Annotated in this window: 20 protein-coding genes and 1 riboswitch; of the genes, 2 read left to right on the top strand and 18 right to left on the bottom strand. The window is 56.3% G+C overall.

Features of this window, described 5'->3' with window-relative positions:
• Positions 1–3 precede the first annotated feature (3 nt).
• Genes H7B67_RS10380 through H7B67_RS10390 form a run of 3 tightly spaced genes read right to left on the bottom strand, consistent with a single transcriptional unit; the run spans position 4 to position 3179 of the window.
• Positions 4–1383, bottom strand: coding sequence for an ABC transporter substrate-binding protein (locus tag H7B67_RS10380; protein WP_185119753.1), 1380 nt, complete (start codon positions 1381–1383; stop codon positions 4–6).
• Between the two features lie 44 nt (positions 1384–1427).
• Complete coding sequence (locus H7B67_RS10385) at positions 1428–2270, bottom strand: carbohydrate ABC transporter permease (protein WP_185119754.1); 843 nt, start codon at positions 2268–2270, stop codon at positions 1428–1430.
• 27 nt (positions 2271–2297) lie between these two features.
• Positions 2298–3179 carry a carbohydrate ABC transporter permease gene (locus H7B67_RS10390; protein ID WP_185119755.1) on the bottom strand — a complete coding sequence of 294 codons (882 nt, stop codon included), beginning with the start codon at positions 3177–3179 and terminating at the stop codon, positions 2298–2300.
• A gap of 217 nt (positions 3180–3396) precedes the next feature.
• Between H7B67_RS10390 and H7B67_RS10395 the strand changes: the two genes are divergently transcribed.
• Positions 3397–3978 (top strand): transcriptional regulator, encoded by a 582-nt coding sequence (locus H7B67_RS10395; RefSeq protein ID WP_185119756.1) that lies wholly within the window; start codon positions 3397–3399, stop codon positions 3976–3978.
• Between the two features lie 60 nt (positions 3979–4038).
• Here the strand turns inward: H7B67_RS10395 and H7B67_RS10400 are convergent, their stop codons facing one another.
• The 8 genes from H7B67_RS10400 to H7B67_RS10435 all read right to left on the bottom strand — a co-directional run bounded on the left by H7B67_RS10400 (position 4039) and on the right by H7B67_RS10435 (position 15076).
• On the bottom strand, positions 4039–5499 hold the full coding sequence (locus H7B67_RS10400) for a sulfatase family protein (protein ID WP_185119757.1): 1461 nt from the start codon (positions 5497–5499) through the stop codon (positions 4039–4041).
• A gap of 46 nt (positions 5500–5545) precedes the next feature.
• The gene (locus H7B67_RS10405) at positions 5546–7012 is read right to left on the bottom strand and encodes a sulfatase (RefSeq protein ID WP_185119758.1); all 1467 of its coding nucleotides are present in this window, start codon (positions 7010–7012) and stop codon (positions 5546–5548) included.
• A 26-nt stretch (positions 7013–7038) separates the two neighbouring features.
• The gene (locus H7B67_RS10410; protein ID WP_209649165.1) at positions 7039–7905 is read right to left on the bottom strand and encodes a carbohydrate ABC transporter permease; all 867 of its coding nucleotides are present in this window, start codon (positions 7903–7905) and stop codon (positions 7039–7041) included.
• 21 nt (positions 7906–7926) lie between these two features.
• Complete coding sequence (locus H7B67_RS10415; RefSeq protein ID WP_185119759.1) at positions 7927–8799, bottom strand: carbohydrate ABC transporter permease; 873 nt, start codon at positions 8797–8799, stop codon at positions 7927–7929.
• Positions 8800–8871: 72 nt separating this feature from the next.
• On the bottom strand, positions 8872–10197 hold the full coding sequence (locus tag H7B67_RS10420; protein WP_185119760.1) for an ABC transporter substrate-binding protein: 1326 nt from the start codon (positions 10195–10197) through the stop codon (positions 8872–8874).
• Between the two features lie 192 nt (positions 10198–10389).
• Positions 10390–12705 (bottom strand): helix-turn-helix domain-containing protein, encoded by a 2316-nt coding sequence (locus tag H7B67_RS10425; RefSeq protein ID WP_185119761.1) that lies wholly within the window; start codon positions 12703–12705, stop codon positions 10390–10392.
• Positions 12706–12855: 150 nt separating this feature from the next.
• Positions 12856–13800: a DMT family transporter gene (locus tag H7B67_RS10430; protein ID WP_185119762.1), complete on the bottom strand. Its 945-nt coding sequence runs from the start codon at positions 13798–13800 to the stop codon at positions 12856–12858.
• A 115-nt stretch (positions 13801–13915) separates the two neighbouring features.
• Positions 13916–14063: riboswitch (FMN riboswitch) on the bottom strand.
• Positions 14064–14140: 77 nt separating this feature from the next.
• Positions 14141–15076, bottom strand: coding sequence for a ketopantoate reductase family protein (locus H7B67_RS10435; RefSeq protein WP_185119763.1), 936 nt, complete (start codon positions 15074–15076; stop codon positions 14141–14143).
• 155 nt (positions 15077–15231) lie between these two features.
• On the opposite strand from H7B67_RS10435, the gene H7B67_RS10440 reads away from it, so the two are divergent.
• Positions 15232–15801 (top strand): TetR/AcrR family transcriptional regulator, encoded by a 570-nt coding sequence (locus tag H7B67_RS10440; RefSeq protein WP_185119764.1) that lies wholly within the window; start codon positions 15232–15234, stop codon positions 15799–15801.
• A 55-nt stretch (positions 15802–15856) separates the two neighbouring features.
• Here the strand turns inward: H7B67_RS10440 and H7B67_RS10445 are convergent, their stop codons facing one another.
• The 7 genes from H7B67_RS10445 to H7B67_RS10475 form a co-directional block, all read right to left on the bottom strand.
• A complete protein-coding gene (locus H7B67_RS10445) occupies positions 15857–17635 on the bottom strand; it encodes a glycoside hydrolase family 2 protein (RefSeq protein WP_185119765.1) in 1779 nt (592 codons plus the stop codon).
• 22 nt (positions 17636–17657) lie between these two features.
• Complete coding sequence (locus tag H7B67_RS10450; protein WP_185119766.1) at positions 17658–19124, bottom strand: ABC transporter substrate-binding protein; 1467 nt, start codon at positions 19122–19124, stop codon at positions 17658–17660.
• A 121-nt stretch (positions 19125–19245) separates the two neighbouring features.
• The gene (locus H7B67_RS10455; RefSeq protein ID WP_185119767.1) at positions 19246–20076 is read right to left on the bottom strand and encodes a carbohydrate ABC transporter permease; all 831 of its coding nucleotides are present in this window, start codon (positions 20074–20076) and stop codon (positions 19246–19248) included.
• Positions 20077–20091: 15 nt separating this feature from the next.
• A complete protein-coding gene (locus H7B67_RS10460) occupies positions 20092–21000 on the bottom strand; it encodes a carbohydrate ABC transporter permease (RefSeq protein ID WP_185119768.1) in 909 nt (302 codons plus the stop codon).
• Positions 21001–21207: 207 nt separating this feature from the next.
• Positions 21208–22824 (bottom strand): response regulator, encoded by a 1617-nt coding sequence (locus H7B67_RS10465; protein WP_185119769.1) that lies wholly within the window; start codon positions 22822–22824, stop codon positions 21208–21210.
• Entirely contained in the window at positions 22796–24694 is a 1899-nt protein-coding gene (locus tag H7B67_RS10470) for a cache domain-containing sensor histidine kinase (protein ID WP_185119770.1), read from the bottom strand. Before H7B67_RS10470 ends, H7B67_RS10465 begins: the two co-directional genes overlap by 29 nt.
• Before the next feature lie 33 nt (positions 24695–24727).
• On the bottom strand, positions 24728–26491 hold the full coding sequence (locus H7B67_RS10475; RefSeq protein ID WP_185119771.1) for a glycoside hydrolase family 2 protein: 1764 nt from the start codon (positions 26489–26491) through the stop codon (positions 24728–24730).
• Positions 26492–26660 lie beyond the last annotated feature (169 nt).

Genomic DNA, 26660 nt, shown 5'->3' on the forward strand with positions numbered 1-26660 from the left:
CCCCTACTTGTTCAGCCGGTCCAGCTCGCGCTGGGCGGTCTCCTTGGCCGCCTTCAATGCTTCCGCGGCCGGCATGTTTTTGATTTGCACGTTGTCCGCGGCTACCTTGAGCGCGTCGTTGATTTTGCCTCCCGTCGGGTCCAGGAACGGAGCGGAAGCATGAGCCGCTTGCTTAAGCGGGATCGTGATCTGCGGATTCGTCTTGCTGAATTCCACGAACGCCGGATCTTCCTGCGCGGACTGGCGAACAGCGATATAACCGGTGTTCATCGACCAGAATGCCGTGTTCTCCGCGCTCATGAAGAACTGGAACCACTTGAACGCCGCCTCCTGCTGCTCCGGGCTCGCCTTCGCCGGAATGCCGGCCATGATCGCTTCCGCCACCGGCTTGCCGGCGCCGACGCCTTCCCAGCCCGGCTGCTCCATCGCGCCGACGATGCCGAAGTCCAGATCCCCTTGGTCGCCGCTCGACCCCGTGTAGCCGGCCGCTTGTCCCTTCATGACGTCGTCGATCGTCTTGTACCAATACTCCCAGCCTTGTCCGCCGGAATGAATGCGCATGATCTGGTCATCGTGAATCCACTTGCGGAACAGCTCCCACGTGTCCACCCACTCCGGAGAGTCGATAAGCACCGTTTTGCCGTCGTCGCTTAGCAATTTGCCGCCTTTGCCCAGCACCGCGTCCACCATGTTCCCGGCACCCCACATCGGTTCCCAACCGTAGAACTTCGTTTTCCCGCCATCTTTGACGGTCATCATCTCCGCCGCCTTGGCCAGAGCTTCCCAAGTCGTCAGGTCCTCCGGCTTGAGACCCGCTTTCTCCAGAGCGTCCTTGCGGTAGTACATGACTTGAGTCGTGCCGTACATCGGCAGGAAGTATTGCTTGCCGTCCACCTTGCCTTGCTCGAGGAAGGTCGGAATGACGTCGTCCTTGTCGAACTCGGCCGAAGAGGCGATCAGCTCGTCCAGCGAAGCGTAATAGCCCTTGCGCGCCCAGTCCACGTTAGAGGACAGGACCGCGGCCGGAACGGTGCCGGAGGCGATCGCGGCTTGAAGCTTCTTCTCGGTCTCCGAGTAGTCCCCTTGCACGACCGGCTTCACGACGACTTCTTGCTGCGACGAATTGAACTTGTCGATCAGCGCCTGCATGTTCTCGCCGAGCTTGCCTCCGAGTCCGTACCAGAACTCGATCGCGACCGGCTCCTTGGGAGCCTCCGGCGTTGCCGAGCTCGTCTCGGATGCGGAAGCCGGCGCTTCGGAAGACGCGGAGCCGGAAGGCGATGCGCTGCTGCCCGATTCCTCGTTATTGTTGGAGCCGCAAGCCGTCAAAGCCATTACTGCGGCAAGCGCGAGACCCGCCGTCGTTTTCTTCATCGTTACCATTTGTCGTTTCCTCCACCTTTTCTCTTGGTTAATAGCCGATTCCTTCAGCCTTTGCTTGCTCCCGCCGACAAGTTCACGCTCCGCATGATCGTCTTCTGCGTCAGCAGGAAGAGAACCAGCAGCGGCAGAATCGTAAATGCGCTGGCGGCCATGATAAGCGGCCACTTGAGCCCGTATGCACCCCCTTGCACGAAGAAGCTTCTCAGCCCGGCCGACACGAGCTGCAGATCGGGATTCTTGGTGATGAGCATCGGCCAGAAGTAGTTGTTGTACTGCTCGATAAAGGTAATGAGCGCCAGCACCGCGAAGGAAGATCGGGCAAGCGGGAATACAAGGGTCCATAAGATTCGAAAATGGGAGGCTCCGTCGATCTGCCCCGCTTCCACCAGCTCATGGGAGACTTGCAGGAACGCTTGGCGGATGAGGAAGATCGAGAAAATGCTGACGCTGTTCGAGAGAATGATTCCGGCGTACGAGTCCAGAAGGCCCAAGTTGCTCAGCACGACGTAGCCGGGCAGATAAACGGCGGTGACCGGAACCATGTAACCGACGAGAATGAGCGCCGTGAACGCGTTCTTCAGCCGGAATGGCATATGCGTCATGGCATAAGCCATCATCCCGGAATTGACGATCTGAATGACAACGATTACCGCCGCGACGAAGATGCTGTTGCCTATATAGCGGGCGAACGGCGCGGCATCCCACGCATCGGCGAAGTTGCTCCACAGAGGAGAGTGCGGCCATAGCGTCGGCGGGAACTGCCAGATCTCGTCGTTCGTCTTGAGCGCGCTCGTCGTCATCCAATAGAAAGGAAAAGCCATTAACAAAGCGACTGCGGCGAGAAGAAGGTGCGCGAGCAGGCGGCGCATGCCGCTGCGGTAGTGCATCGATATCCCTGCCTTTCGATTCCCGAATCAGGAGTAGTGGACGGTACGGCGGCCGATCCAGAACGATAACAACGAGAGCGCGACGCAACCGACGATGAGGAGAATCGCGACGGCGGAAGCTTCCCCGATCTGGAACGCGTCGAATGCCGATAAGTAGTAGAAATAGAGCATCGTGCGGGTCGAACCGGCCGGACCGCCCTGCGTCAGGACGTTGATCTGGTCGTAAGCCTGTAGAGACGAGATGGTCAGGACGACGAACAGGAAGAACGTCGTAGGCGAGATGAGCGGCAGCGTGACGCTCCGGAACTTGCGCCATCCGCTCGCGCCGTCGAGCTCGGCCGCCTCCAGATAATCCGGGGGCACATGGCCGATGGCCACCAGATAGAAGATCATGCTCCAGCCGGCCGACTTCCAGACGGTGACGAGCAGGACGGAGACGAGCGCCCAATTCGGATCCTCCAGCCAGCGGATTCCTTCCAGCCCGAATGCATGCAAGACGTTGTTGGCGAGACCGACGTCGGGCTCGTAGATCCAGGACCAGACGATCGAGACGGCGACGGTCGGCGTTACCCAAGGAGAGAAGATCAGCATGCGATAGAACGCTCCTCCCCTTCGTTTGCGGCTAAGCAGAATGGCGAGTCCCAATCCAACAGCCATGATCGGCAGCACGCTTCCCACGCAGAACAACAGGGTAACCCTCAGCGTTTGATAGAATTCCGGATTATCGAGCAGGTAGCGGTAGTTGTCGAGACCCACGAACGTTTTGACCGGGCTCATGAAGTCCCATTCCGTGAAGCTGAGATAGACGACATAGACGAGCGGGTAAAACCAGAATAGACTGAGAGGAATCATCGCGGGCAGCGTGAACAACAGCGCCTTGCCCTCCGAGGCGAGCCTTGATCTTCTCATATTTTCTCTTCATCCCCTCCTAAAGTACGTTCAAAAATATCTTAATCTTCGCTATAATATAGGTTAAACCAGAACCTTCAGCTCATATGTTCAAAAATTATTGTACGCTCGTTTGGCATTCAGATGGTTAATGCTTGATCATGCGAGAATTAATTTTTTGTAAAATAGGGTAGAAAACGCAGAGTCGCGAGTCGGAAGAATCCGGAGGAGAGCATTCGTGAAAAAAGCCAGCAGCAGCTTGAAGGAGCCTTCATTCCCCCGGGAAGCGATTCGCCATCAAGTCATCGACGCGATCGCGGAGACGATGGACCTGTACGGCGCCAACTATACGTTCGGGCAGCTTTACGGAATCATGTACTTCGAGGATAAGCCGATGACGCTCGAGGACATGCAAGGCTACATGAACATGAGCAAAAGCAACATGAGCTACGCCGTTCGGTCGCTCATGGATTCCAAGATGGTATCGAAGCTGAAGGAGAAGGACGAGCGGAAGGACTTGTACGCGGCCGAGACGGATTTCTTCCAGGCGTTCCGCAACTTCTTCGCCGCCAAGCTGCAGCGGGAGGTCGACGTGATGCGCGGGGCCCTCGAGACTGCCATTCCCGAGCTGTCCGAAGTGATCTTGGACGCCGGCACGCCGGATGACGAGCGCAAGCTCTGCCTGCAGGATTTGCAGAAGCTGAAGCACGCCGTCGGCTACTACGATTGGCTTCAGCGGTTCGTGGATGATCTACGGGCGGGGGTTTTCTTCGGGGGCAGCGAGAGCGGGGCGAGCGATATAGCAAGCGACACGGAATAAAAAACGGAACCCGCGAATTCGCGGGTTCCGTTTTTTATCTCCTGGGCTTGATGACGATTTCTATTGGAATTCTCCGGGATGGCGCTTCTTCAGCTCCGGGACGGCATCGCCGCGCCCCGTTCGCTCCAGGTGCTGGACGTAATACGGGAGATGGCCCTTCGCATGATAAGGGCCGCCTTCCCGGATGACGGTCCAGAGCGGATCGACGTCGTGCTTCATCGTCGCCATCATCTCGTCGTGCCAATCGTTCAAGCGGTAGACCGCCTGCATGCAGACGTCCGGAAACTCCCCGGCCACGTCCTGCTGCTCGAACGGGTCCGCCTTCAGATTGTACAGCATTTCCTTCGGGAACAAATGGTAGCCGTCGTGATACGTTCGCATGTAGAGCCAATCGCCGAAGCGGACGCTGCGCTGGCACACATGAACGCATTGAGACAATACCAGGTACTCTCTGCCGCAGTCCGTCCCTTCCGTCAAGGCGGGAGCGTAGCTTCGGCCGTCCCAGGTCGGGGAAGGCTCCTTGCCGAGAAGCTCGGCGACGGTCGGCAAGAAGTCCAGATGATAGTGCAGGCCTTCGTCCACGCCCGGACGGGTGACGCCCGGCCAGCGAACGATCATCGGGATGCGGCACGTGCCTTGGTCCGCCGTGGCGTGCTCGCCGTAGATGCCGAGCTGTCCCTGGTTCTCGCCATGATCCGCGGATACGATGATGACCAGATCCTCCATGATGCCATTACGGCTCAGCGCGTCCAACAGCTGCCCGACGTGCGAGTCGACATAACGAATGCCGCAGTCGTAGCCATCTATCATCTGCCGCAAGTCATTCATGTCGAGCAGCTCGCCGGGTTGGCGAGGCCACTTCGGGTTCGTCTTGTTGTCGAACATGTTGATCTCCCGGGCGCTGTGGGGGCCGACCTTCCTCTTGTGCCTCTCCAGCATCTCCTCCGTCATCCAATCGGGAAGCGGTTCGTTCGCGAACGGGTTGCCGAACGATTCCGGCGCCCGGTACGGCGTATGGGGATCCCAATAATTGACGTACAGGAACCAGTCGTCCTCTTGCGAATTGCGTTCGATCCAGTCCAGCACGCCGGGCGTCACTTCCTCCGCCGATTCCATGCCGCTCTTGCCCGAATTATGGATCTCCGAGAAGCCCGCGTAGAACGTCCATTGCGAATGCCTTTCGCCGAACGGGCTGAACAGCACGGTCTTCAGACCCGCGGAGCGCAGGAAACCCGGCAAGCTCTCGGTCGTGAGCAGGTCGCGGAATTGCCGGGACTCCCCTTCCCTACGGAAGTCCGCGGCCGTCCCGCCGTGCCCCACCAGGCCGGAGTGAATGCCGAAGCGTCCGGACATAAGCGCGGCCCGCGACGGCGCGCAAGGCGCGTCGGACGTGTAATAGCCGGTGAACCGAACGCCCTGTTCGGCGATCCGGTCGATGTTCGGGGACGTGTCGCGGGGATAGCCGTAACAACCCAAGTGATCGGGAGACAGCGAATCGAGATCCAAAAACAGAATGCGCATGGACAAGCACGCTCCTTACCTTCAAGATTGATTGCGGTTCTTGCTTCTATGCCAAGCCTAGCCGGACGTATTGCTCGGGCGGAGCCTCGCTCGCTTCCATGTTTCGCTTAAGCAGCTCGATCATCTTATGCTCGAGAACGGCATCCTGGATCGGATGCTGCTGCTTAGGATCCGCTTGCAAATCGAACAATAGAGTGCCGAACGAATGAGCCAGCTTATGGCTTCCGACGCCTTGAACCTTCAAGGTCGGCATGCCCTTCGTGAAGGAGAACGGCGGCTGCAGCACGGCTCCCCGCAGCTCCTCGGAGGAGAAGCGGCTGCGCATGTGAGTGGGCATCAGCGTGTAGTTGAACAGCGGCTCGTTGGTCTCCGCTACCGGCGCGCGCATATAGACGTATCGCCCGTCCGTGACGTTCACGTGTCCTCCGTGCATGCCGAAGATGGCCGAGTCGCGGACCGGCCGATCGCTCGCGATCGTCGCTTCGAGGTCCTTGCCCTGCATATCCTTCGGCACGCCGACCCCGAAGTAGCGAAGCAGCGTCGGAGCCAGATCGATCGTCTGCACGAGGCTTTGCCTGCGTTCGCCTCTCTTGCCGCTGCGGGGGTCCCAGATAAACAGCGGCATGTGGGCGATCTCGTCGTAATACGGCATGATCGACTTGGCCCACCAATCGTGCTCGCCGAGCAGGAAGCCATGGTCGGTGTTCACGATCAGCAGGGTATCCTTCCATAAGTCCAGCTCGTCCATGACGTCCAGCACTTTGCCCAAATAACGGTCGCACATGCTAAGCAGCGCCGCGTATTCGAAGCGGAGATGGTCGACCTCCTCCTTCGTCTCCGTGACCGGGCCATACGGCGGCCAGTCGAAATGCTTGCCCGAGTAGTCATGAGGGTAGAGATCGCGGTATTTCTGGGGGGCGTAGAAAGGCTCGTGCGGGTCGAACGTCTCGATCTGAAGGAACCACCGATCCTCGTGGCGGTTCGTCCGGATGAATTCCAGCCCGTTCTCCATCGTGCGCGCCTGCGGGAAGTCCTTCTCCTCGCGGACGTATTTGCGGTTGATCCAGTCCTGCCGGACCAGCTTGTTCATCGCCTTCATTCCGATCGATTCGGGATGGTCGGGATCGGCGACCTCGCCTTTCCACGGATCTCCCTCCTGGCCGCGGATCAACTCGCACGAGCTGTACCTCGTATGGTAAGTCGCGCCACCATCCTCCCAATAATGCTGGTGATCGGTCGAGAGATGGGTATACACGCCGCTATTCCCCAGCAGCTCGGGCATCGAGTCGTCGAACGGCTCGATCGGCCCCCAGCTGCGATGCAGGAAGTTATGGCGGCCCGTATGAAGCTCGCGCCGCGCCGGCATGCACGGCATGCTCCCGACGTAGGCTTGATCGAAGACGACGGTCTTCTCGGCAAGTCGCCTGAAGTTCGGCGCATGGATCCAATCGCAGCCGTATGGCGGCAGCAGGTGCCGGTTTAACGTATCGAACATAAGCATGATCGCTTTCATCGCGTGAGCCTCGCTTTCGTCATGGTTTAACCCTTTACGCCGGACGAGACGACGCTGCCGACGAATTGCTTCTGGAACAACAGGAAGGCGGCCAGCATCGGCAGGGACACCAGAACGGTCGCGGCCATCAGCAAGTTGTATTGGATCGTGAACTCGCCCTTGAACAGGGAGAGCGCCAGTTGGATGGTCCGCATCGATTCCGTGTTGGTGAAGATGAGCGGCTGGAAAAATTCGTTCCAGACGGAGACGATCTTCAGAATGCCGAGAGTCGCCATCAGCGGGCCGCTTAACGGCAGATAGATTCGCAGATAAGTCCCGAGATAACCAAGGCCGTCCATGTAACCCGCCTCATCCAGATCCTTCGGAAACGAAGCGTAAAATTGCCTGGCCATAAAAATCCCGATCGAACCGCTTAAGGCGGGAATGATCAAGGCGAAATACGTGTTCAGCCAGCCCGTGCCGCCTTGGCCCCAGATGTCGTTATGGCCGAACAGCGGGATGCTCTTCATGATGATGAACTGCGGAACGACGATCGACTGCGCGGGCACCATCATGCCGGCCAGCAGGCATACGAAGATCATCGTGCTGCCCCGAAAACGGATTCGGGCGAACGTATAGCCGGCTAGGGTGTTGAACAGAAGGCTGCCGGCCGTCACGACCACGGTGACGACGAAGGAATTTTTGAAATAAAGCGCCCAATTCCCGCTCTCCATCGCTTGCCGATAATTATCGAACATCCAATGCTTGGGCAAGAGCGAAAACGATCCCGAAACGAGCTCGTCGTTGCTCTTGAGCGACGTGAAAATCATGACGACAACGGGTACCAGGTTGAGCAGCGTAATGACGATCAGAAATACGTATATAAGACTTTTGGTTGCACCGGCTTTCTTCAAGCGGCTCGCTCCTTCCTCCGTTCAACTGTCGAGCGTCTTCGTTCCGACCCGGTAATTAATCAAAGTGATGACCAGCGTAATGGCGAGCAGAAAAATGGACAGCGCGGAAGCGTATCCCATCTCGTACTGGGCGAAGGAGGTGTCTACGATGCTGTTGACGATCGTGTTCGTCGAGTTAAGAGGTCCTCCCTTGGTCATCACGTAAACGTAGTCGAAGACTTGGAACGAGCGAATCGTCGCGGTTACGAAGATAAAAAACGTCATCGGATTAAGCAGCGGCACGGTGATCCGGATAAAGCTGCGCAGGCGGGTTGCCCCGTCGATGCTCGCCGCCTCGTATAATTCCTGGGAGATCGATTGCAGACCCGCCAGGTAGACAATCAGCGCGTAGCCCGTGCCGACCCAAACGCCGAGAATGCTGATCGACATTAGCGCGTACTGGGAATCGCCGAGCCAATTGATCGGATTCAGATGAAGCGCCTTCAACGCCGCGTTGAACGGGCCGCTCTGATAGTCGTACAGATAGAGCCACGTCATGGATACCGCAACGCCGGAGATGACGCTGGGAAGGTATAAACCCGCGCGGAAGAAAGGCAATCCCTTGATTTTCGAATTCAACAGGGCAGCCAAGACGAGTCCGATGGCCATTTGCGGCAGCACCGACACGATCCAGAAGACGATCGTATTTCGGACCGCTCCCATGAACAGCTTATCTTCCAGCAATCGAGCGTAATTGGATAGCCCGACCCAATGGCCGGCGGACAGAATGCTGTAATTCGTGAAGCTTAAATAAACGACGCACAGAAGGGGAACGAAAATAAAGATGAAATAGATGAGGACGTTGGGCAGTATCAAAAGATAAGGCGTTAAGGTTCTTTTCCACTTCGCGTTCATGCGTTCTCCCCTTTCCATCCCGCGCCCTTCGAACGTTCGCGAATCGAAAGGACGCGGGAATCGGCCTTCCCGTTACTTTTTGGCGTTCTCCTGACGGGCCGACGCCGCGGCATCCTTCATCGCCTGCTCCGGAGACTTCTTCTCGAAGTAGGCTTCTTCCAGCCCTATCCGGAGGTACTTGACGTTCGTGCTCCAATTGGCCGAAGGAAGATAGCTGCTGGCGTCGTTCATGGCGTCGAAGACCACCTGATTGGCCGGGTCGAGCTTGACGAATTCTTCCTTAAGCGATTGGAGCGGCGCGATGTAACCGGATGCCTTCGCGAACGGGAGCAGCTCTTCCGGCGAGAACATGAACTTCAGGAACTCCCATGCTTCCTGCGGATGGGCCGTCTTCTTGGCCATCGTCATGAACGTGCCCAGCATGAGCGACGTTTGCTTGCCGTTCGGTCCTTTGGGCGGCAAGGAATACCCGAGATTCTCCGCGCCGATCGACTTGCTCAATTGCGCCAGCGAGTAGGAGCTCGCGAACGACATGGCCGCCAGATTGTTCTGGAACAAGGTTCCCGTGACGTTGACATCCGTCTGGAAGACGATGTCCTTGTCCTTGACGAGATCCATGATCCGCTCCAGGACTTGAATCGATTCCGGCGAATCGAAGGTCGGATCTCCTTTGTCATCGTACAGGTTCAGGCCGTTGAGCAGCAGCATGCTCAGGAACGATTGCTCCGAATTCGCGTTGTTGACGGTGCTTGTCGTGATATCGAGACCGGAGCGCACGGCTTTGCCGTTTTCTTTCTTTGCCAGCTTCTTCGCGAATTCGAACAACTCTTCATACGTTTGCGGAGGCTGCTCCGGATCGAGCCCGGCTTCCTTGAAGAAGTCCTTTCTCCACACGAGCGGACGGATCTCGGGAATGAGCAGGCCATACAGCCCTCCGTTCCATTCGCCGGCTTTGAGAATATCCGGATAGAAATCGTCCTTGCCGGACCAATTGTCGATTTGAATCAGCGAATTCAGATCCATATAATTGCCTTGGTCTACCGTCGAGATCAGCTGGCCGAAGCCGAGGCCGTGAACGTCCGGTTGAATGTTGCCGGCGTAGGCGACCGATAGCTTCTGGAAATAATCCGCAAAAGGGATCGTCGTGATCTCTACCTTGATGTTGTCGTGCGTCTTCTCGAAGTCGTCGCCGATCTGTTGATACACCGCGTCGAGTTCGGGCGTATTGATCGGCACCCATACCTTCAGCGTCACGGCCTTCCCCGAGCCGCCGCTCCCGCTGCTTCCGCCCGATGCCTCCGATCCCGCCGTGCTGCCGCCGGACGAGCATGCGGACGCCATCAGTAATGTTGCGGCCATGCCTAACGACAAAGCGGCTTTTCCCCTTTTTTGAATCATCGTTCTTCCTCCCGATGTAGAGTTTGATCCGCCGGCCGATAAGGCTGTCGGCTGATCTTGGCTCTGACTATAGTTCGCCCGGAATAAAAAAAACAGCGTGCATTTTTGATCCGATGATCATTGTTTGCACGCTGCCCTCATACCGACGAATGCCGTCCGATGAACCTTTTTTGATCCATGAACCGCTTTTGACTAGTAGATTTTCTCCGTATCCAAGCGCTTCCCGGCCTCTTCGGCCCTGCTCTCCCGGTAGTAGCCGGGCGTCACGCCGACGTTCTTTTTGAAGATCCGAATGAAGCTTTGCGTGTTGACGTACCCTACTTTCTCCCCGATGGCCTGAACCGTCTCCGAGGAATCCGTCAGCATTTGCTTCGCCCTCTCGATTCGCAGGTCGATGAGAAAATCCATGAAATTTTTGCCGGTGCTCTTCTTGAACAGTCGGCTAAGATACGCCAAGTTCATCTGCAATTCCCCGGCGATACCGCCAAGCGAAATCTCGCGATCGTAATTCGCCTTCACGTATTCCAGCACGTGCGAGATCAGGTCGGCGTTATCGGAACGATGGTCCTCCATGCCGTCCAGCCAATCGGACAGCTTGCGCTTCACCCAGGCAACCGCGTCCTGAATGCTCTCGAAGCGCTGCAGTTCCAGGTGCATCTCCGCGAATACGGCTTCGACCTGCAGCTTGGTCCCCATCTCCATTAGGGCATAAGCGACCGACATGACGGAATCGATCAGCAGCTGTTGAACGAATATCATCGGATAGCCGTCCAGAGACTCGAGAAACGCCATCGTCCGATCCAATTCTTCGTCGACAAGCCCTTTATCGTTGCTTTTGACGGCTTGCAGCAAGGCTTCTTTCCGGCGGCGCGACGCTTCCAGCATGTCCGAGAACGGAGGAGCTTCATTCCCTCGGTCCCAGCCCTTAAGCACGTTGCTTCCGCCGAACCTTTTGCTATCCATATCATTGACGACCCGGTTCCAGCAATCGGGAATATGACGCACATCCTGGATCGGATGGCCGATCGCGGCGGTGACGGTCATTTTCAGGTAACTGTTGATTTGCTGAACGATCGAATGCACGACGCTTTCCAGATGCGCCTTGAACTCTTCTGTCTCCATGGGGGCCAGGGCGTTGCCGATCATGACGATATCCCGGCTCTCGCTGTTCCAAATCAGCACCTTTAGGGACTGGCTGCCCATCTCCTCCGCCATCTTATAGATAAAGAAGCGCAATAAGCTCTGATCGGCCTTGTTATAATTCTGCAAAAAGTCATAGTACTTATCGATGCGGAATAGAATCACCGAAAATTGAGAGGAAGCGAACGTGAATCCGATCTGCGCCATCTGATCTTGAATATCCGGCCAATCGCCCCGATCATGATAAAGCAAACGGTAGCAAAGAGCTTTTTTCAAGATCGGAATGTTTTTCCGGTACAGCCATTCGATGTTCTCCCGGTGCACCTTCAAGGAGGCTACGCTGTTGATGAGCACGTCTAGCGAGAAGCTCTCCCCCTTCGTCGCGCCCGCGCCGTTCGGGTTGCCTACGACCTCTTGAATCGTGCGGATCTTGCCGAAAACGCTGCGGATAAGGAAGAACGTATAGACGACCAGCAGCATAAACAGCAGGAGTACCGTGAGCAATAGCGGGGAATCGATGTACATTCCGTTCGCGACGCTGCCTTCCGGGACCGCGTAGACGAAGCTCCATCCCGCTATTTGGGCAGGCGTCATATAGTATAGGTAGCTTTCGCCCCCCATTCGGATCGCTTCCGGGGACTCGGAGACGAATCGCGGAGCGCCGGCCATGGTCGATTGATCGAGCAGCCCCGTGTTCAGCGAGAACAGCTTGCCCGAGGGCGTTGCCAGCCACATCCGTTCGTGCTCTCCTGTCCCGTAAGGGTTTTGAAAGAGCGACTGGCTGTTTAAGTTGATTTTGATAAACCCGTACGGCTCCGTCGCGATATTCGGAAGGCTGCGGAGGATATGAACGGCGGGCGGACTGACGGCCGTGCCGGAGCCGTCTTCGTCAAGCTTCCAGTTCGTGCCCTTCCGGACATCCTTTATGCTCGCTTGCCACTCCGCGTCGCTCAGCAGCGGGATGTCCTCTATTCGGCCGTGATTATACCGAAAGGCGCGGTCGTGCGTGTAAATATCGATGGATACCATGCAGCAAAAATCGGCACCGCCGTTGAGGACGTCGATGAGGCTGATGCTGCCGTCCGGTTCGGAGTCCCGGAGAATGCCCGGCAGCTTATTGTTGTTGGCGAGATCGATGGACTTGTTGTCCATATCTTGGAATAGGTTATTGTAGTAGTTTTTGAATAGCGTTTTCGCTTCCGCGCTGACATCCTCGAATTTCGATTTTTGCTGAAGATGATGGTAAGCGCTGTTAAAAAGAAAGATGCCTAAGCCGACCAGAACGACCGACAAGACCAGCGCGGCGGATAGACGGTAGAACAACGATCGATATTTGTCGTTGATCAAGATGCCGAAGAAGCTTTTCAAAAGGTATCGTGCCCCCGTATTCCCCGTTTAGGCTGCAATAAATGTAATCGCTTTCAGAATATATGATACCACAATTCCTTCTCATAGGTTTATAGCAAAAAAAGACTGCCTTGAGGAGTTCGGCAGTCTATGCAATAAACCAGGATTCGGTCAGCTGTAAATCGGCCCCCCTGTGCTTGGCTTCCGGGAGATCAAGTACAAGGTGAGCCAGATCAGCGCGAATCCGACGAGCTGGGAGACCGTAACCGCTTGATCGAAGTACAACCAGTTGATCAATACCCCGACCATCGGGAAGCTGAGTTCCGCCAACGTGGCATAAGAAGCCTTGACGGAGCTCAATCCTTTATAGTAGAGCATCAAGCTGAACAATCCCGGGAGGAGCGCCTGAAGCAGCAGGTTGATAGCGACGAGCGCCTGATCGGTTGCCCCGGAGGGCAAAGCCCAAGCATGTCCTTCCGATAAAGCAATAACGGACAATAGCGGCAGCGCTAGAACGAACCGCAACGAAGTGACGGCTTCGTAGGACATGGAGGCTAGCATGAAGCGCCCCATGACGGTCGAGCCTCCCCACAGAAGCGCGGCTCCTATCGATAATAGACTGCCCATCTGAGCAAAGCCTTCGAGACCTACTTTCGGAGCGGCCCAACCGAAGGTCAGCAAGTAAGTGCCGGCAAGGGCGATCGCGAGAAGCGCGCCGAAATACCGAGGCAGCCGCTCCTTCAGCAAATATCGCGCCAACAGAATGGCCATGAGCGGCTGAAGCTTCTGGAGCAGCAGGACGGCGTTCAAGTCTCCGTGGGCAAGCCCTTGGGTAAACAGGATGGTCGCCAGCGCCGAGCCTCCCCAAGAGATAAAGAGCAGCGCGCCGACGTGAACGGCCCGGATTCCTCGGAGCTCCTTTCTCCTCTTCCATAGAACCGGCGCGGCGATCGCGAACAAGACCAAATGCTCCAACAGGACGATTTGCGTCGATGTCAACGATTCCAGAAGCAGCACCCGGAACAGCGGATCGACTCCCCACAGTCCCGCTCCCGCCACCACGAGCCAGATTCCCGGAATTCCGCGCGCGCGGTCTCCTATCGTTGCGGTATTCATTTCCTAACAACCCCTTCCGACCAAGGAGCGAAGCGAAGAAAGCCCCGTCGCGCATGGAAAATGCGTGACGGGGCCAGTCAAATAAACCTGCTATCGTAGGAACGGCAAGCCTATTGCTGATCTTCTTCCATCCGGACTATACCGTCGGCTTTGGATTCTAACCAAATCAGTCCCTTGCAGTCTGAATGCCTGGGAGTCGCGGGCTCATTCCGATAGAGGAAAATACCGCCGGTAGGGAATTTCACCCTGCCCCGAAGATCTAGTATTAATTAATTTACTTAATAATATATAGTTAACGGCTAATTGTAAAGTACTTCTTTCCTATTCGTTTTATTATCTTCTACCGCCTCAGGAACTTGGCCTTCGTTCGCTTCTCCAAATCGTCCCAATGTGGAGTCGCGGCATGGGCTTGGTTTTTCAGCTTCTCGAACGAATCGTACAAAGCGGAAATTTCGCCGAAAGACCCATCCACCCATTTCATAAACGGCAATTTATGAATTAGTTTTAGACCTTGATAGGCGACCCCTCTATGCTTGCGAATAAGGTTAACCTGGCTGGCAGGAGTGACCTTGTAATTCAACTTCTCCAATAGTTGAAATCCCTCGTCCATCGCGGCTATGGCTTGCTTTAAGAGCTTCTTGTCTTTTGATGCTTTCGGCAAATCGCCGTCGTATAGAAAACCAACCGAGGTCATTGCGACTATAGGAACGATATGGCTTTTAAGCCAGGCATCGATATCCTCATGATAGATTAATTTATACTTCGCGCGCTTGAACGCTTTCTCTAAGATGGGCTTGATAGAGATCTCGCCGTCCAAGCTTCCTAACAGCATTTGTCCGCCTCCGCGGATCGAGATGATGCGGCCGCTCTCTTCCCGGTGTCCTGCGCTAACCTGAAATCCGAAGAGGACATTCTTCTTCGTCTTGCTTTTTGCCTGAAGTTCGTACTGCATCCCGCGAGCATCTGCGTTATTCCCTACGAGAACGATATTGTCGGACGAATTCTCGGCTAGAGTGGACAGCACGGACGGGAAATCATTGTATTTCATAACGACAAAAATAAGATCGTAGAGATCGTCGGCAACAAGCTCTTGAATGACGTTAACTTCATCGACCGTGGTTCGAAGCTGAAAATAGTGCCGAATGACGAGCCCGTTCGTCTTGAGCTGCTCCGCTCTCTTGCCTCTTGCCAACATAGTAACCTCATTCCCGCCGCGCACCAATACATGAGCCAGATAGCTGCCTAGAACGCCCGCGCCGTAAACCAATATCCTCATCGTCCAATCTCCTTTATTCAACATTCGTTGATTTTTGCCCACTCATTCAATAAAATCACATTAGCAGTCCTTCCAGCCGGCAGCAATCGCTAGATGGACCGGTTTTGTCGGTTTTTCAACAAACGATAACGGATTGGTCAATAAAGGAGATCTTCATGGACAGAAGAATAAAAAAGAATCAATCCGCGATCATGAACGCTTTAATGCAACTGATAGCGGAGAAAGAATTCGAGAAAATAACGATCAACGATATCGCGGAGCGCGCCGACGTCAATCGGGGCACCGTTTATTCGCACTACGCGGACAAATACGATTTATTGGATAAATGCATCGAGGCCCAATTGGCGCATTTGATGGAATGCTGCTACTCGCCGGAAACGACCGGTCCTTTCCCATCCAAGATTACCTTGCTCCGTACGGTTAAAGAAATCGAAAATAACGCTCCTTTATTTCAGTCCTTGTTGAGCATCAAAGACGTTTCTTCCTTCCGGGTCCATCTGAGTAAAATGATCCATATGCAGATCGTGGAACAGATGAACGAACATAAGATAAGCTTAGACGATCTGGGCAAATCGATCTTCGCGCAATTTATGAGTTCGGCGATAGTCGGAGTGATCGAATGGTGGTTCACCCCGTCCATGACTTGCTCTGCGGAGGAATTAACGGAACGATTGTGGTCCATTCTTGAGGTGAATTGGATGACCCTTCTTTCTCCGCAAGCATAAAGAAACACGGGAATCCGTTTCGTTGGAATCCCGTGTTTCATATCACTTAAAAACTTCAAACCGATCCGGAATCGAATCGCCCTTCATTCAATCGGCGAATCGTTTCAAGCGGCAGCTTGGGGGTCCGATCGAACGTCAGGAGCCCGTTTATCTCCTGCTCGACGTCCGTCAATTGAGTATAGCAATAGCCTTGCAGCGCTGGAGATTGAAGAACCGGCCTCATGACGCGGGTCAACCGCTCGAGGAAGTCTTCGGGATTTTCCGCTGCCGAATAGCCCCAGCCATCCCCGTCTTTCTCCGTTGCCCGGAAGGAGATCCCGCCGAATTCCGACAGCTGCACCGGCTCTCCGTCGTAGGGGAATCCCGGTACGTAAATCCACCGGTTCTGGGCGATGCTGCCGATCGCGTTATCGGCGGTGGCATACCTCTTCGCGAGAATCTCTTCCCGCCATTCGTAGTCGTGGACCGTCGCGATGTCGGACTTCAGATGCTCCCAACCGTCGTTGGAGATAACGAGCCGGGTCGGATCGAGCGACTTCGTCAGATGGTACATCGCCAGGCCATGATGCTGCTGGCGCTTGTCCACGAGAACGTTCGGGATGCCCCAGCTCTCGTTCAGCGGCACCCAGACGACGATGCACGGATGATTGTAATCCCGCTCGATCGCCTCCTGCCATTCCCCGACGATCCGGCGGGCGTATTTCTCCGAATACTGGTAGGCGTTCGCCATCTCTCCCCAGACGAGCAGGCCGAGCTTGTCGCACCAGTACAGGTACAACGGATCTTCGATCTTCTGGTGCTTGCGAGCGCCGTTGAAGCCCATCTCCTTCGTCAGCTCCACGTCCCTGCGCAGATCGTCTCCGGTTGGCGCGGTCAGGATTCCTCCCGGGAAGTAGCCCTGATCCAGCACCATTTTCATATAATACGGACGGTTGTTTAAGCAGATCTTCCCGTCTTCGACGGAGATCTTCCGCATTCCGAAGTAACTCCGCACGTCGTCGGTCGCCTGCTCCTTCTTCAGCAGCGTAAAGCGGACGTCGTACAGATTCGGCTTCTCCGGCGTCCACCATCGGCCGAGCCCATGATCGTTGAAGTCGTGCAGCCGGATGGCGCGCGTCTCGTCTTCTTCCCGTACGGCAATTTCGTCCTCCGACACGGTCTCCCCGTTAAACGCAATATGGATTCGCAGCTTGATGCCTTGCCCTTGCGGCGATCGGCCTCCGAACAGCGTTCGGATTCGAATCTCGTTGCTGTCGATATCCGGCGTGAAGCGAACCGACTGCAAGAAGGTGTCCGCCACCGGTTCCAGCCATACGGCTTGCCAGATTCCCGTCGTGCGGGTATAGAAGATAAGCTCGGACTTTTCCTTCCAATATTGCTTGCCGCGCGGCAGGCATACGTCCTCGCTGTAGTCCTGCGCCCGCACCACGATTTCGTTCTCGCCCACCTTGGCCGCGAAGGTGATGTCGGCCGAGAAAGGCGTATGGCCGCCCTCATGAGAGGCGACAAGCATCCCGTTCACCCACACCTTGGCCTCGTAATCGACGGCGCCGAAGTGCAGGATCCAGCGCCGATCGGAGTTTTCCTCGGGCAACACGAAGCTCCGGCGATACCAGACCACGTCATGGAATTCGGTCGTTCCTATCCCGCTAAGCTCGCTTTGATAACAAAACGGGACTTGGATCCGGCTGGAGAACGTCCGCCCCCGATACCAGCCTGCCGCGATCCCTTGGTCTCTGTCGTCGTATTCGAATTCCCATTCCCCGTTGAGATTGATCCATTCCGCTCGCACGAACTGCGGTCTCGGATATTCCTTGCGAATCACGCGAGTCATCGATGTCTTCTCCTCTTGGTGCTTAACCCGAAATGCCGGCGCCTTCGATTTCTTCGGTGAAGCTCTTCTCCATAATATCGAGAGCCTTCTGCGGATCCAGATCGCCGCGAAGCACCGACTGCACCGCTTGCTCCATGATGTCGTCCAGCCTCGGCGATACGTAAGGAACGTCGGGGTCGGCCATGATTTTGCCTTTGGTCAGGGAGTCGAGCAGCGTCTGATACATCGGGAATTGCTGCTGAAGCTCCGGCCTCATGTAATTGGACGTACGGGTCGGATCCATCTTGTTCTGGATCTTGAGCACTTCCATGTCCTTGGAAGTGACATATTCGATGAACTTATACGTGAGATCGGCGTTATCCGTCGAAGAAGTCATGGCGATCGACCAGCCTCCCATCGTCGGCGCTCCTCCCGGCGTCACCGCATAGCCGACTTTCCCCTTCACCTTGGATCCGTCCGCCTCGACGGTCTGCATCAGTCCCGGCCATTGCTCCATCATGGCCGCCTCGCCGTTGGCGAACAGCGTATTCGCCTCGTCCCAACCGAGCGTCAGCAGCTCCTTCGGCGCGTACTGCGTCAGCTGCTTCGCGAATTGAAGCGACTTCAGCCCGGCTTCGTTGTTGAACGCCGGCTTGAAGTCCTTATCCACGTCCTTGCCGCCGTAAGCGGCGAGCCGGTTCGTCCAGATCCAACGGCTGGACGTGTTGTCGGCCATCGTGCTGTACCCGTAGGTAACGGGCGATTCCGGATTCAGGCTCTTGGTGAAGAACGCGGCGGCCTCGGCCATCTCCTCCGGCGTCTCCGGCACCTTCAGATCGTGTCCCGTCTTCGCTTTGAAGTCGGCCTGGTTCTTCGGATCCTCGAACAGGTCCTTCCGGTAGAAGAAGATCTGCGCATCCGGCTTGTAAGGGAAAGCGACCAGCTTGGATTTATAATTGCCGTAGATATCGAGCAAGCTCGGAATGAAGTCGTCCAGGTCTAGATTCGGGCTGACCAGCTCTTTGTTGTCGATATAGGGCTTCAGATCCTGCACCAGTCCGCCTTCCGCATACCCGTGGATGAGGGCGACCGGCATGACGACGGAATCGAACGAATGGTTCGTTTGCAGATCCAATTGAATCTTCTCCATATAAGACTCCGCCGGGAAGCTTTGTACTTCGACCGTCGCGCCGGAAGCCTTCTCGAAGTACGACGCGGCGTCCTTCAGCGCTTTCTCCGTATCTCCGGCCATCGTCGCGACGACGATCTTCTTGCCTTGATATTGGCCTTTCAGCGTGCCTCCCGCATCCATGTCCTGCAGCTTGATGCCGTAAACCGTAGGCCCATCCAACGAGACCGCTTCTCCGCCGGCCGAAGCGGAACCGGCAGAGCTTGCGGACGGCGCCGCGTTCCCTTCGTTATCGCCGCCCGAGCATCCGGACAGTACAAGGCCGGCAGCGAGCGTCATCCCCAAAGCGGCGTAAATAGGTTTGCGATAAGCGTTTACCATGTCGATTAACCCCCTAATGGAATCATAACCTTATCTTGCCGAATAACAACCGCCAACGCCTTTCTGTTGTCCGGCTGTCACCTCCTCTCCATGTCAGGCTCCTCTCCGAATCAGGCTGCGATTATCCTTTTACGGCACCCGCCGTAAATCCCTCGACGATGTATTTCTGCGTCGTCAAGGAGAGCACGATGGCCGGAATCATGGCCAACGTGCCGGCCGCGGCCAGCGTGCCGAGCGGCGTGTCCTTCTGCGTTTGGACCAGGCTGCTGATCGCCAGCGGAAGCAGCTTCTTGTCGTCGGAGAAAGTAAGAATAAGAGATAAAGAAAATTCGTTCCACGCCCCCATGAAGACGAGGATGGAGGTCACGACGATGCCGGGAACGACTAGCGGAAGGGCGATACGGAAGAACGCGCTGTATTCCGAGCACCCGTCGATCCGCGCCGACTCGAAGATCTCCGCCGGCATGTCGTTATAGAATCCGATGAACAAATAGATCGCCAGCGGGATGGCGGCGGAGACATAGACGATGATCAGCCCGAACAGCGAGTCCAGCAAGCCGGCCTTCTGGAACATCAGATAATAAGGAATGATCAGCAGCAGGCCGGGAATCATCCGCACGATAATCGTCGTATAGATCCACAGATTGCGTCCCCGGAAGCGGAATCGGGAGAAGCCGTAGCCTCCGAGCGCGGTGACGAACACCGTGATCGCGGTCGTAACCGTCGCGACCAGCAGGCTGTTCAGGAACACGCGGCCGATTTGATTCTGGGTGAACACATCCGCGTAATTCGACCACGTAAACCGTTGAGGGAACCATTCCGGCGGCAGCTTGATGATAGAGCCTTTCGGCTTGATCGAAGTCGTCACCGTCCAATAGATCGGGAACAGGAAGTAGAGCGAGAACACGGCGAGCAACAAGGAGACGAGCGTTTTTTCCGTTCTATTCTTCATTGCGATGCACCTCCGTCAGGCCGGATCCTTGCGCCGCATGAACACGAAGGCGAGCAAGGAGAAGACGACGATAAATAGGAAATAAAGAATGGAGCCCGCCGAGCCGGCGCCGATGTCCGCGTATCGGAACGCGGTCTTATAGGTAATGGTAGCGAGAGTCTCCGTCGTGTCGCCCGGCGCCCCGTTCGTGAGCGCGACGACGCTGTCGAACACCCGGAGCGCGTCCATGATTCGAATGGAGACGACAAGCGCGAGAAAATGGCGGATCAAGGGGAGCGTTATTTTAAAGAAGCTGCCGATTCGCCCGGCGCCGTCGATGGCCGCCGCTTCGGTCAATTCCTTGGGAACGGTCTTGAGCGCGGCGAGCAGAATGAGCATGCAGAACGGAGCGGATTGCCAAATATCGACGAGAATGATCGACAGCTTGGCCGGAAGCGGCTCCCCGCTCCAGCTTACCCGGTCGAAACCCAGCGAAGAGAGAACGTAATTGATCGGGCCGTAAATGACCTGGAAAAGCAGCGACCATATCTTCGCGGAGACGATCGGCGCCAGCATCAGCGGCATGATGAACAAGCTTTTGAACACCGCCGTGCGTTTGCCGAACGCGTTGCTGTTCAGGGTCAGCGCCATGATCATTCCGAGGATCACTTCCGCCGCTACCGCGATAACCGAGAAGACGAACGTCCATTGCGCCGCCCTCAGGAAGCTCGCGTTGTCCAACATATAGCGATAGTTATCGAACCCGGTAAAATGGATGCTTGCCGCCGGGAGCGTCAACTTGTACTTAAGCAAGCTCAGGTAAACGGAATACAAGAAGGGGAACACCATCAGAGCTACGATAAACAATAAGGTCGGAGCGGTGAACACGATCGGAGCCCACCGATCCATCCGGCGGCCGAAACCCTTGCGTCCTGCGCGTATCATACGAATCTTCCTTTCTGCCACGCCATCCGGTTCGTTAATGACCTCATCTTAGCATGCGGCCGCGGCAGCCATAATCCGACGCCGTTGCCGAATCGGGTGCAACTTTTTGCGAGACAAACGGTAAAAAACGCCCCCCTTGCCCGGAACCTGACGGTTCGGGACAAGAGGGGCGGCGCATCGGATGGCAAGCTCATTTACAAGCTCGTTTTAAGGTTGGCTGCGATATTCGGAAGGCGTCATGCCGACGTGCTTCTTGAATACTTTGAAAAAATACTTCGTCTCCTTGTAACCGACCAGAAAGGCGATATCCTGCACGGGCATGGCGCTGCTCCGTAACATTTCCTTGGCTTTCTCCATCTTCAGCTCGGTCAGAAAGACGTGAAAGTTCGTGCCGAATTCGCTCTTGAACAACCGGCAAATCTGATAGACGTTCATGCCGAACTTGGAGGAGAGCGAGCCGAGCGTCATCTCCTCGGACGTGAAATGGCGCGCCACGTACTCCTTCAAATCGCGGATCAGCGATCTCGAATCCCAATAGACCGGATTCCCCCGGCCCAGCAACCGAACCAGCTCGGCCGCAATCCACGCGCGAATCTCCCGCAAGTCGTCCAGAGCTCGGATTCGGGTCCAATCGAACCAATAAGGAACGTCTCGGTTCAGGCTGGAGGAGCCGGCCCGAACCGCTTGGTCGGCGAGCTCCAGCATTCTTGCGGCGAAGCCGTACACCCGTCCCCGCGACGCGTCTTCCGCTTCCGGGGACTGGAGAGCCGTATCGAGCAAGCCGGCCGCCCTCTCGGCGTCTCTTAATTTGCAGACGGATTGGAAAAGCTCCTCCAATTCGCCGGTCCACCAAGACGGCCCCTCGGCGAGAATCGTTTCGCCGGAATGCACGACAAGACGGCTTCCGGAGCGGAAGGTCGAACTCTCCGCCGCTTCGGTCGCTTCCTCGTAAGAGCGGTGAATGCCTTCCCATCCCTCGTAAGCCCGGCCGACGCCGAGGGTGATCTTGAACCTCCCGAACCGGTTGAAGCTCTCGAGAAGACCCGCCGCTTCCGATCGAAACTCCGATTGAACCTTCTCGAAGGCCTCGCCGCCTTCCGTTTCGTTTATTCCTTTAAGCAGCGTAATCTGTTTCTTCAACCCGAGCTGGCGGAATACGAACGTATTCGCGCCGGCAAACTCCTCGCAGATGTTCACGGCGGAGAACAGCAAGATTTCCTCGTCCCCCGCGTAGATCCCCCTGGCTAGCTCCCCGTAGTTGTCGATGCGCAGGACGGCGACGGCGTAACGATCGAAGGACACTTCCCGCAAATAAGGGTCCGGCATCGACTCGCGCAGCGGCGACAGGTCGCCTTCGGCTAGCCTGCTGAGCAGAACGTGATGAAGCACGCTCTCGCTCTTGCGAAGGCGCGAGGAAGCTTCGATCTCCTCGCGGCGCGAGGCTTGAAGCTCATCGAGGCTCCGCACGGCCTTCTCGACCACTCGAACGAGCTCCTCTTCTTCGACGGGCTTCAAGAGGTAGTCGAACAGGCCGAGATGGAGCGATTGGCGAAAATACTCATAATCCTTATAGCCGCTGACGATAACGACTTTCGCGTCGGGAAGCAGCCTTATAGCCTGCTCCGCGAAAGCCAGACCGTCCATCCCCGGCATCCGGATGTCGGCGAAGATCAGATGGGGACGCAGCCGCTTCGCGACCTCCAGTCCTTCGGCTCCGTCCTTCGCTTCGCCCGCGATCTCGAGGCCGTAGTCCTTCCATTCGATCGTTCGTTTGAAGCCTTGCCGGATAATCTCCTCATCCTCCACGATCAGTACGCGGTACACGCTCTTCAACCTCCTTTGCCTCGCTGCCGCCGGTCTCGATCGGCAGCGTCAACTCGATCGTCGTCCCTTGATTGGCCGTGCTGGACAGACGGAACGAAGATCGTTCACGGTAAGCCAGCCACAGCCTTTCCTTCACGTTCAGCAGGCCGATGCCGCCGGAACCCGAACCCTTAGAATGGGAGGAATCCGGCGGACTCTCCAGCAGCCGGTTCAGCTCCGCCAGCCGGTCGGCGGCGATCCCCGCTCCGTCGTCCGCAACGACCAACCGCAGCTTGTCGCCTTCCCGGAAGGCGGATATGCTCACCCTTCCCGGTTCCGGCTTGGGCTCGATCCCGTGCTGAACCGCATTCTCCACAAGGGGCTGCAAGATAAGCTTGAGCACCTTGCACTCCAGAAGCGGCTGCGGCACGTCGATCCGGAACGACATCCGGTCCCCGTATCTCGCTTGAATAATGCTTAAATAATGCTCCACGCTGCGAATTTCATCCCTCAGCGGAACGATGTCCTCATCCCCCGTTATGCTGTAACGGAAAATATGGGACAGAGACGTCGTCATCCGGCTGATCCCTCGGACCCCATGTATCTTCGCCAGGCTGGAGATCGTCTCCAGCGTATTGTATAGGAAGTGGGGATTGATCTGCGCTTTCAGCGCCTTGATCTGCATCTCCTGCTGAACGACCTTCTCGCGGTACAGCTCGTTGATGAGATCGTCCAATCGGTCCACCATCCGGTCATAGGAAGTCGTAAGCTGCTGAATTTCGTCCTTGCCCGTCTTCCCCATGTTCGTTACCTGGAAGTCGCCCATCTCCAGGCTCCGCATCGAACGCATCAGCCGGTAGATACCGCTGAATATGCTGTTGAACACCAAAGCGGCGATATAAGCGGACAGCAGCATGAAGAACCCGGCGATGACGATCGTGAAGGTCAGGATTCTCCATGTGCTGCGCATGAGATAGTGGTAAGGAATTTGGTTGACGATGGTCCATCCCGTGCTTTTCATGCGAGTGAAGGACAACAGGTACTTGCTTCCCCCGCGGACCGTGTAATTGAAATGTCCGTAATCGGAAGTCTGCTTCTTCAAGGCGCCGATCAGCTCCGGATCGTCGAGCGGCATTCCCCATTGCGCTTCCTCGTCGCTGTAGATCACCGATCCCGATTCGTCGAGAACGTAGACCTGCCCTTGTTCGGAAGCCCCGGCAGCGGACATGATCGGCTTGAAGCTGTTCGGCCTAACGGCGAGAGCGGCGAAGCCGAAGTTCGTTCCCCGCCAACGGTCTTTGATCGGCACGGACAGGGTCAGCACCTTCTCGCCGGTTTGAAAGAAGCCCTTCACCTCGTTCAAGTGAGGAGGCATCCATAGGAATCCGCCGCCGTCCCGGCCAAGCGTCTCCCCGTAGAGCCGCGTGCCGCCGTAGATCGACGGAACCATCCGGTTCCCGACGAACATGCTGTACCGGTTGTCCAGAAGAGCCACGGTAATGCCGGTTATCGCCAGATTGTTCATCATTTTCACGTTCAGCATTCGTTTGATCTCGTCGTCCAGCCGGTATTGGCCCAGCTTGTCCAGCCCGGCCGCGCCCTTCATGTCGTTCTGGATCACGTCTTCGTTGACGACGGTCTGCAGCAGGGTCTCATAATCGGAGACGACCGCGTCCGTATTGATCTCGACCTGGCGAATGATCTGCTGCGAATACGATTCGATCTTCTGGGCGGCATCTTTATAGGAATAGTAAAAAGACACCGTCGCCACGATGGCGAGCGGTGCGATGGAGATGATCAAGAACGTGAAGAATAGCCTCCGCTTTACCGTGAAGCGCCTCAAGAAACGAATCTGGGCTGCAAAAAAAGCTTGGACAAGCGGCAGCGACATCGGTTATTCCTCCCGTGCGAGTCATCGAAGATGTTAGTAGGCGGTCGGGATTTCCCCTTCATTGATGCGACGGATGACATCCAGCGGAATTTTGGGCTTGCGATCCCAGGTCAGCAGACCGCAGATTTCCGTCTCTGTGTCCGTCAGCTGCGTGTAGCAATAACCTTGGACAAGACCGGAGACGACCATCGGATGAATGACGTCCGTAACCTGCTCGAGGAATTCGCGCTCGTCCGACGCGCATGGCGTCACGTCGGGAGATTCCTCCAGGACGCGCAGGTTGACGCCTCCGAATTCGGTTACCATGATCGGCTCGCCGCCATATCGATAGCCCGGGGCGTAGACGAATTTGCGGCCCGGCATGTCGTTTAGTATTCGCTCCAGATCGGAATACCGGTCGAGCAGGGTACGCCGGTCCCGCGAATAATCGTGAACGGTGCATAGATCGGACAGGCAGTGCTCCCAGCCGTCGTTGGACAGCACCAGCCTCGTCGAATCGATCGACTTGGTAAAATGGTACAGGCTCATCGCGTGATGCCGCTGCTTCGGATCGATCAGAATGTCCGGCACGCCCCAGCTCTCGTTGAGCGGAACCCAAGCGACGATGCAAGGATGGTTGTAATCGCGCCGGATGATCTCTCCCCATTCCCGGGTCATCCGGTAAGCATAATCCTCGGAATAGGCATAAGCATTCGCGGCTTCGCCCCACACCAGTACGCCCAGCCTGTCGCACCAATACAGGTATCTCGGATCCGCGACCATCTGGTGCTTGCGCATGCCGTTAAAGCCCATTTGCTTGCAGAGCTCCACGTCCAGCCGAATCGCTTCGTCCGACGGCGCCGTCAGGATGCCGTCGTGGAAGTATCCTTGATCCAGCACCAGCTTCATCGGATAAGGCTTGTTGTTCAAGCATACTTTACCGTCTTCTACAGAGATTTTACGCATTCCGAAGTAGCTTGTCACGCGATCCGTGACTTCACCCTCGACATAGAGAGTGAATTCGACATCGTAGAGATTCGGCTTCTCCGGCGACCACCACCGTCCGAAGCCGTGATCGTTGAAGTCTTTCAGGTTGATGCGGCGGGTTTCAAGCGCTCCCGCTTCGATTCGTTCCCTGGCGATCGTTTTGCCGTCGAAGGAGATTTTGATTTCCAGATCGGCTCGGGCATCCGGAGCCAAACCTTCGATCCTGGTCTCGATCTCGATCTCGTTCGTGTCCAGATGCGGAGTGAAGCGGGCCCGGGATAGGGAGACGGAGTCGACGAATTCCATCCAGACCGATTGCCAGATGCCGGTCATGTTCCGAAACCACATGACTTCGCCCTTCTCCTTCCAGTATTGCTTGCCGCGCGGCAGCGCCAAGTCCTCGAAGTAATCCTGGGCGCGGACGACGATCGTATGCTCCTCGGTTCCCTCGGCAAGGATGTCCGTCACGTCGGCGGAGAAAGAAGCGTTGCCTCCTTCGTGGCTGCACGCCAGCCGTCCGTCCACCCAGACGGAAGCGTCGTAGTCGACCGCTCCGAAATGAAGGACGACGCGCTTGTTCTCCGCTTCGCGGGGAAGCCGCACGGTACGGCGATACCAGACGACATCGTGGAATTCCGTCTCCCCGATGCCGCTGAGCGGACTCTGGTAGCAGAACGGAACCGCGATCGTCCGGTCGAACTCCCCTTTCTCGTACCATCTTTGGGCCATTCCGACATGGCCGTCATCCATGCGAAACTCCCACGTTCCGTTTAAGCTCATCCACGTATCCCTTACAAATTGGGGGCGCGGATATTCCGGTCGTATGCTCATGATCGTTCCCCTTTTCGGCGCTTAAGTCTTATTGGAACCTCATTTTATCACCCGCTCATTCCGCGTAGAATCCGATTCGTTTGACCGGTTTGGTGTCATTTTTTGCAGTTGACTTAAAATGCCAGTCAGTGTTATATTGTGCATACACAACATACACAATTTGAAACGG

Source organism: Cohnella thailandensis (genome assembly GCF_014212135.1).
In the GTDB taxonomy this organism is placed as follows: Bacteria; Bacillota; Bacilli; order Paenibacillales; family Paenibacillaceae; genus Cohnella; species Cohnella thailandensis.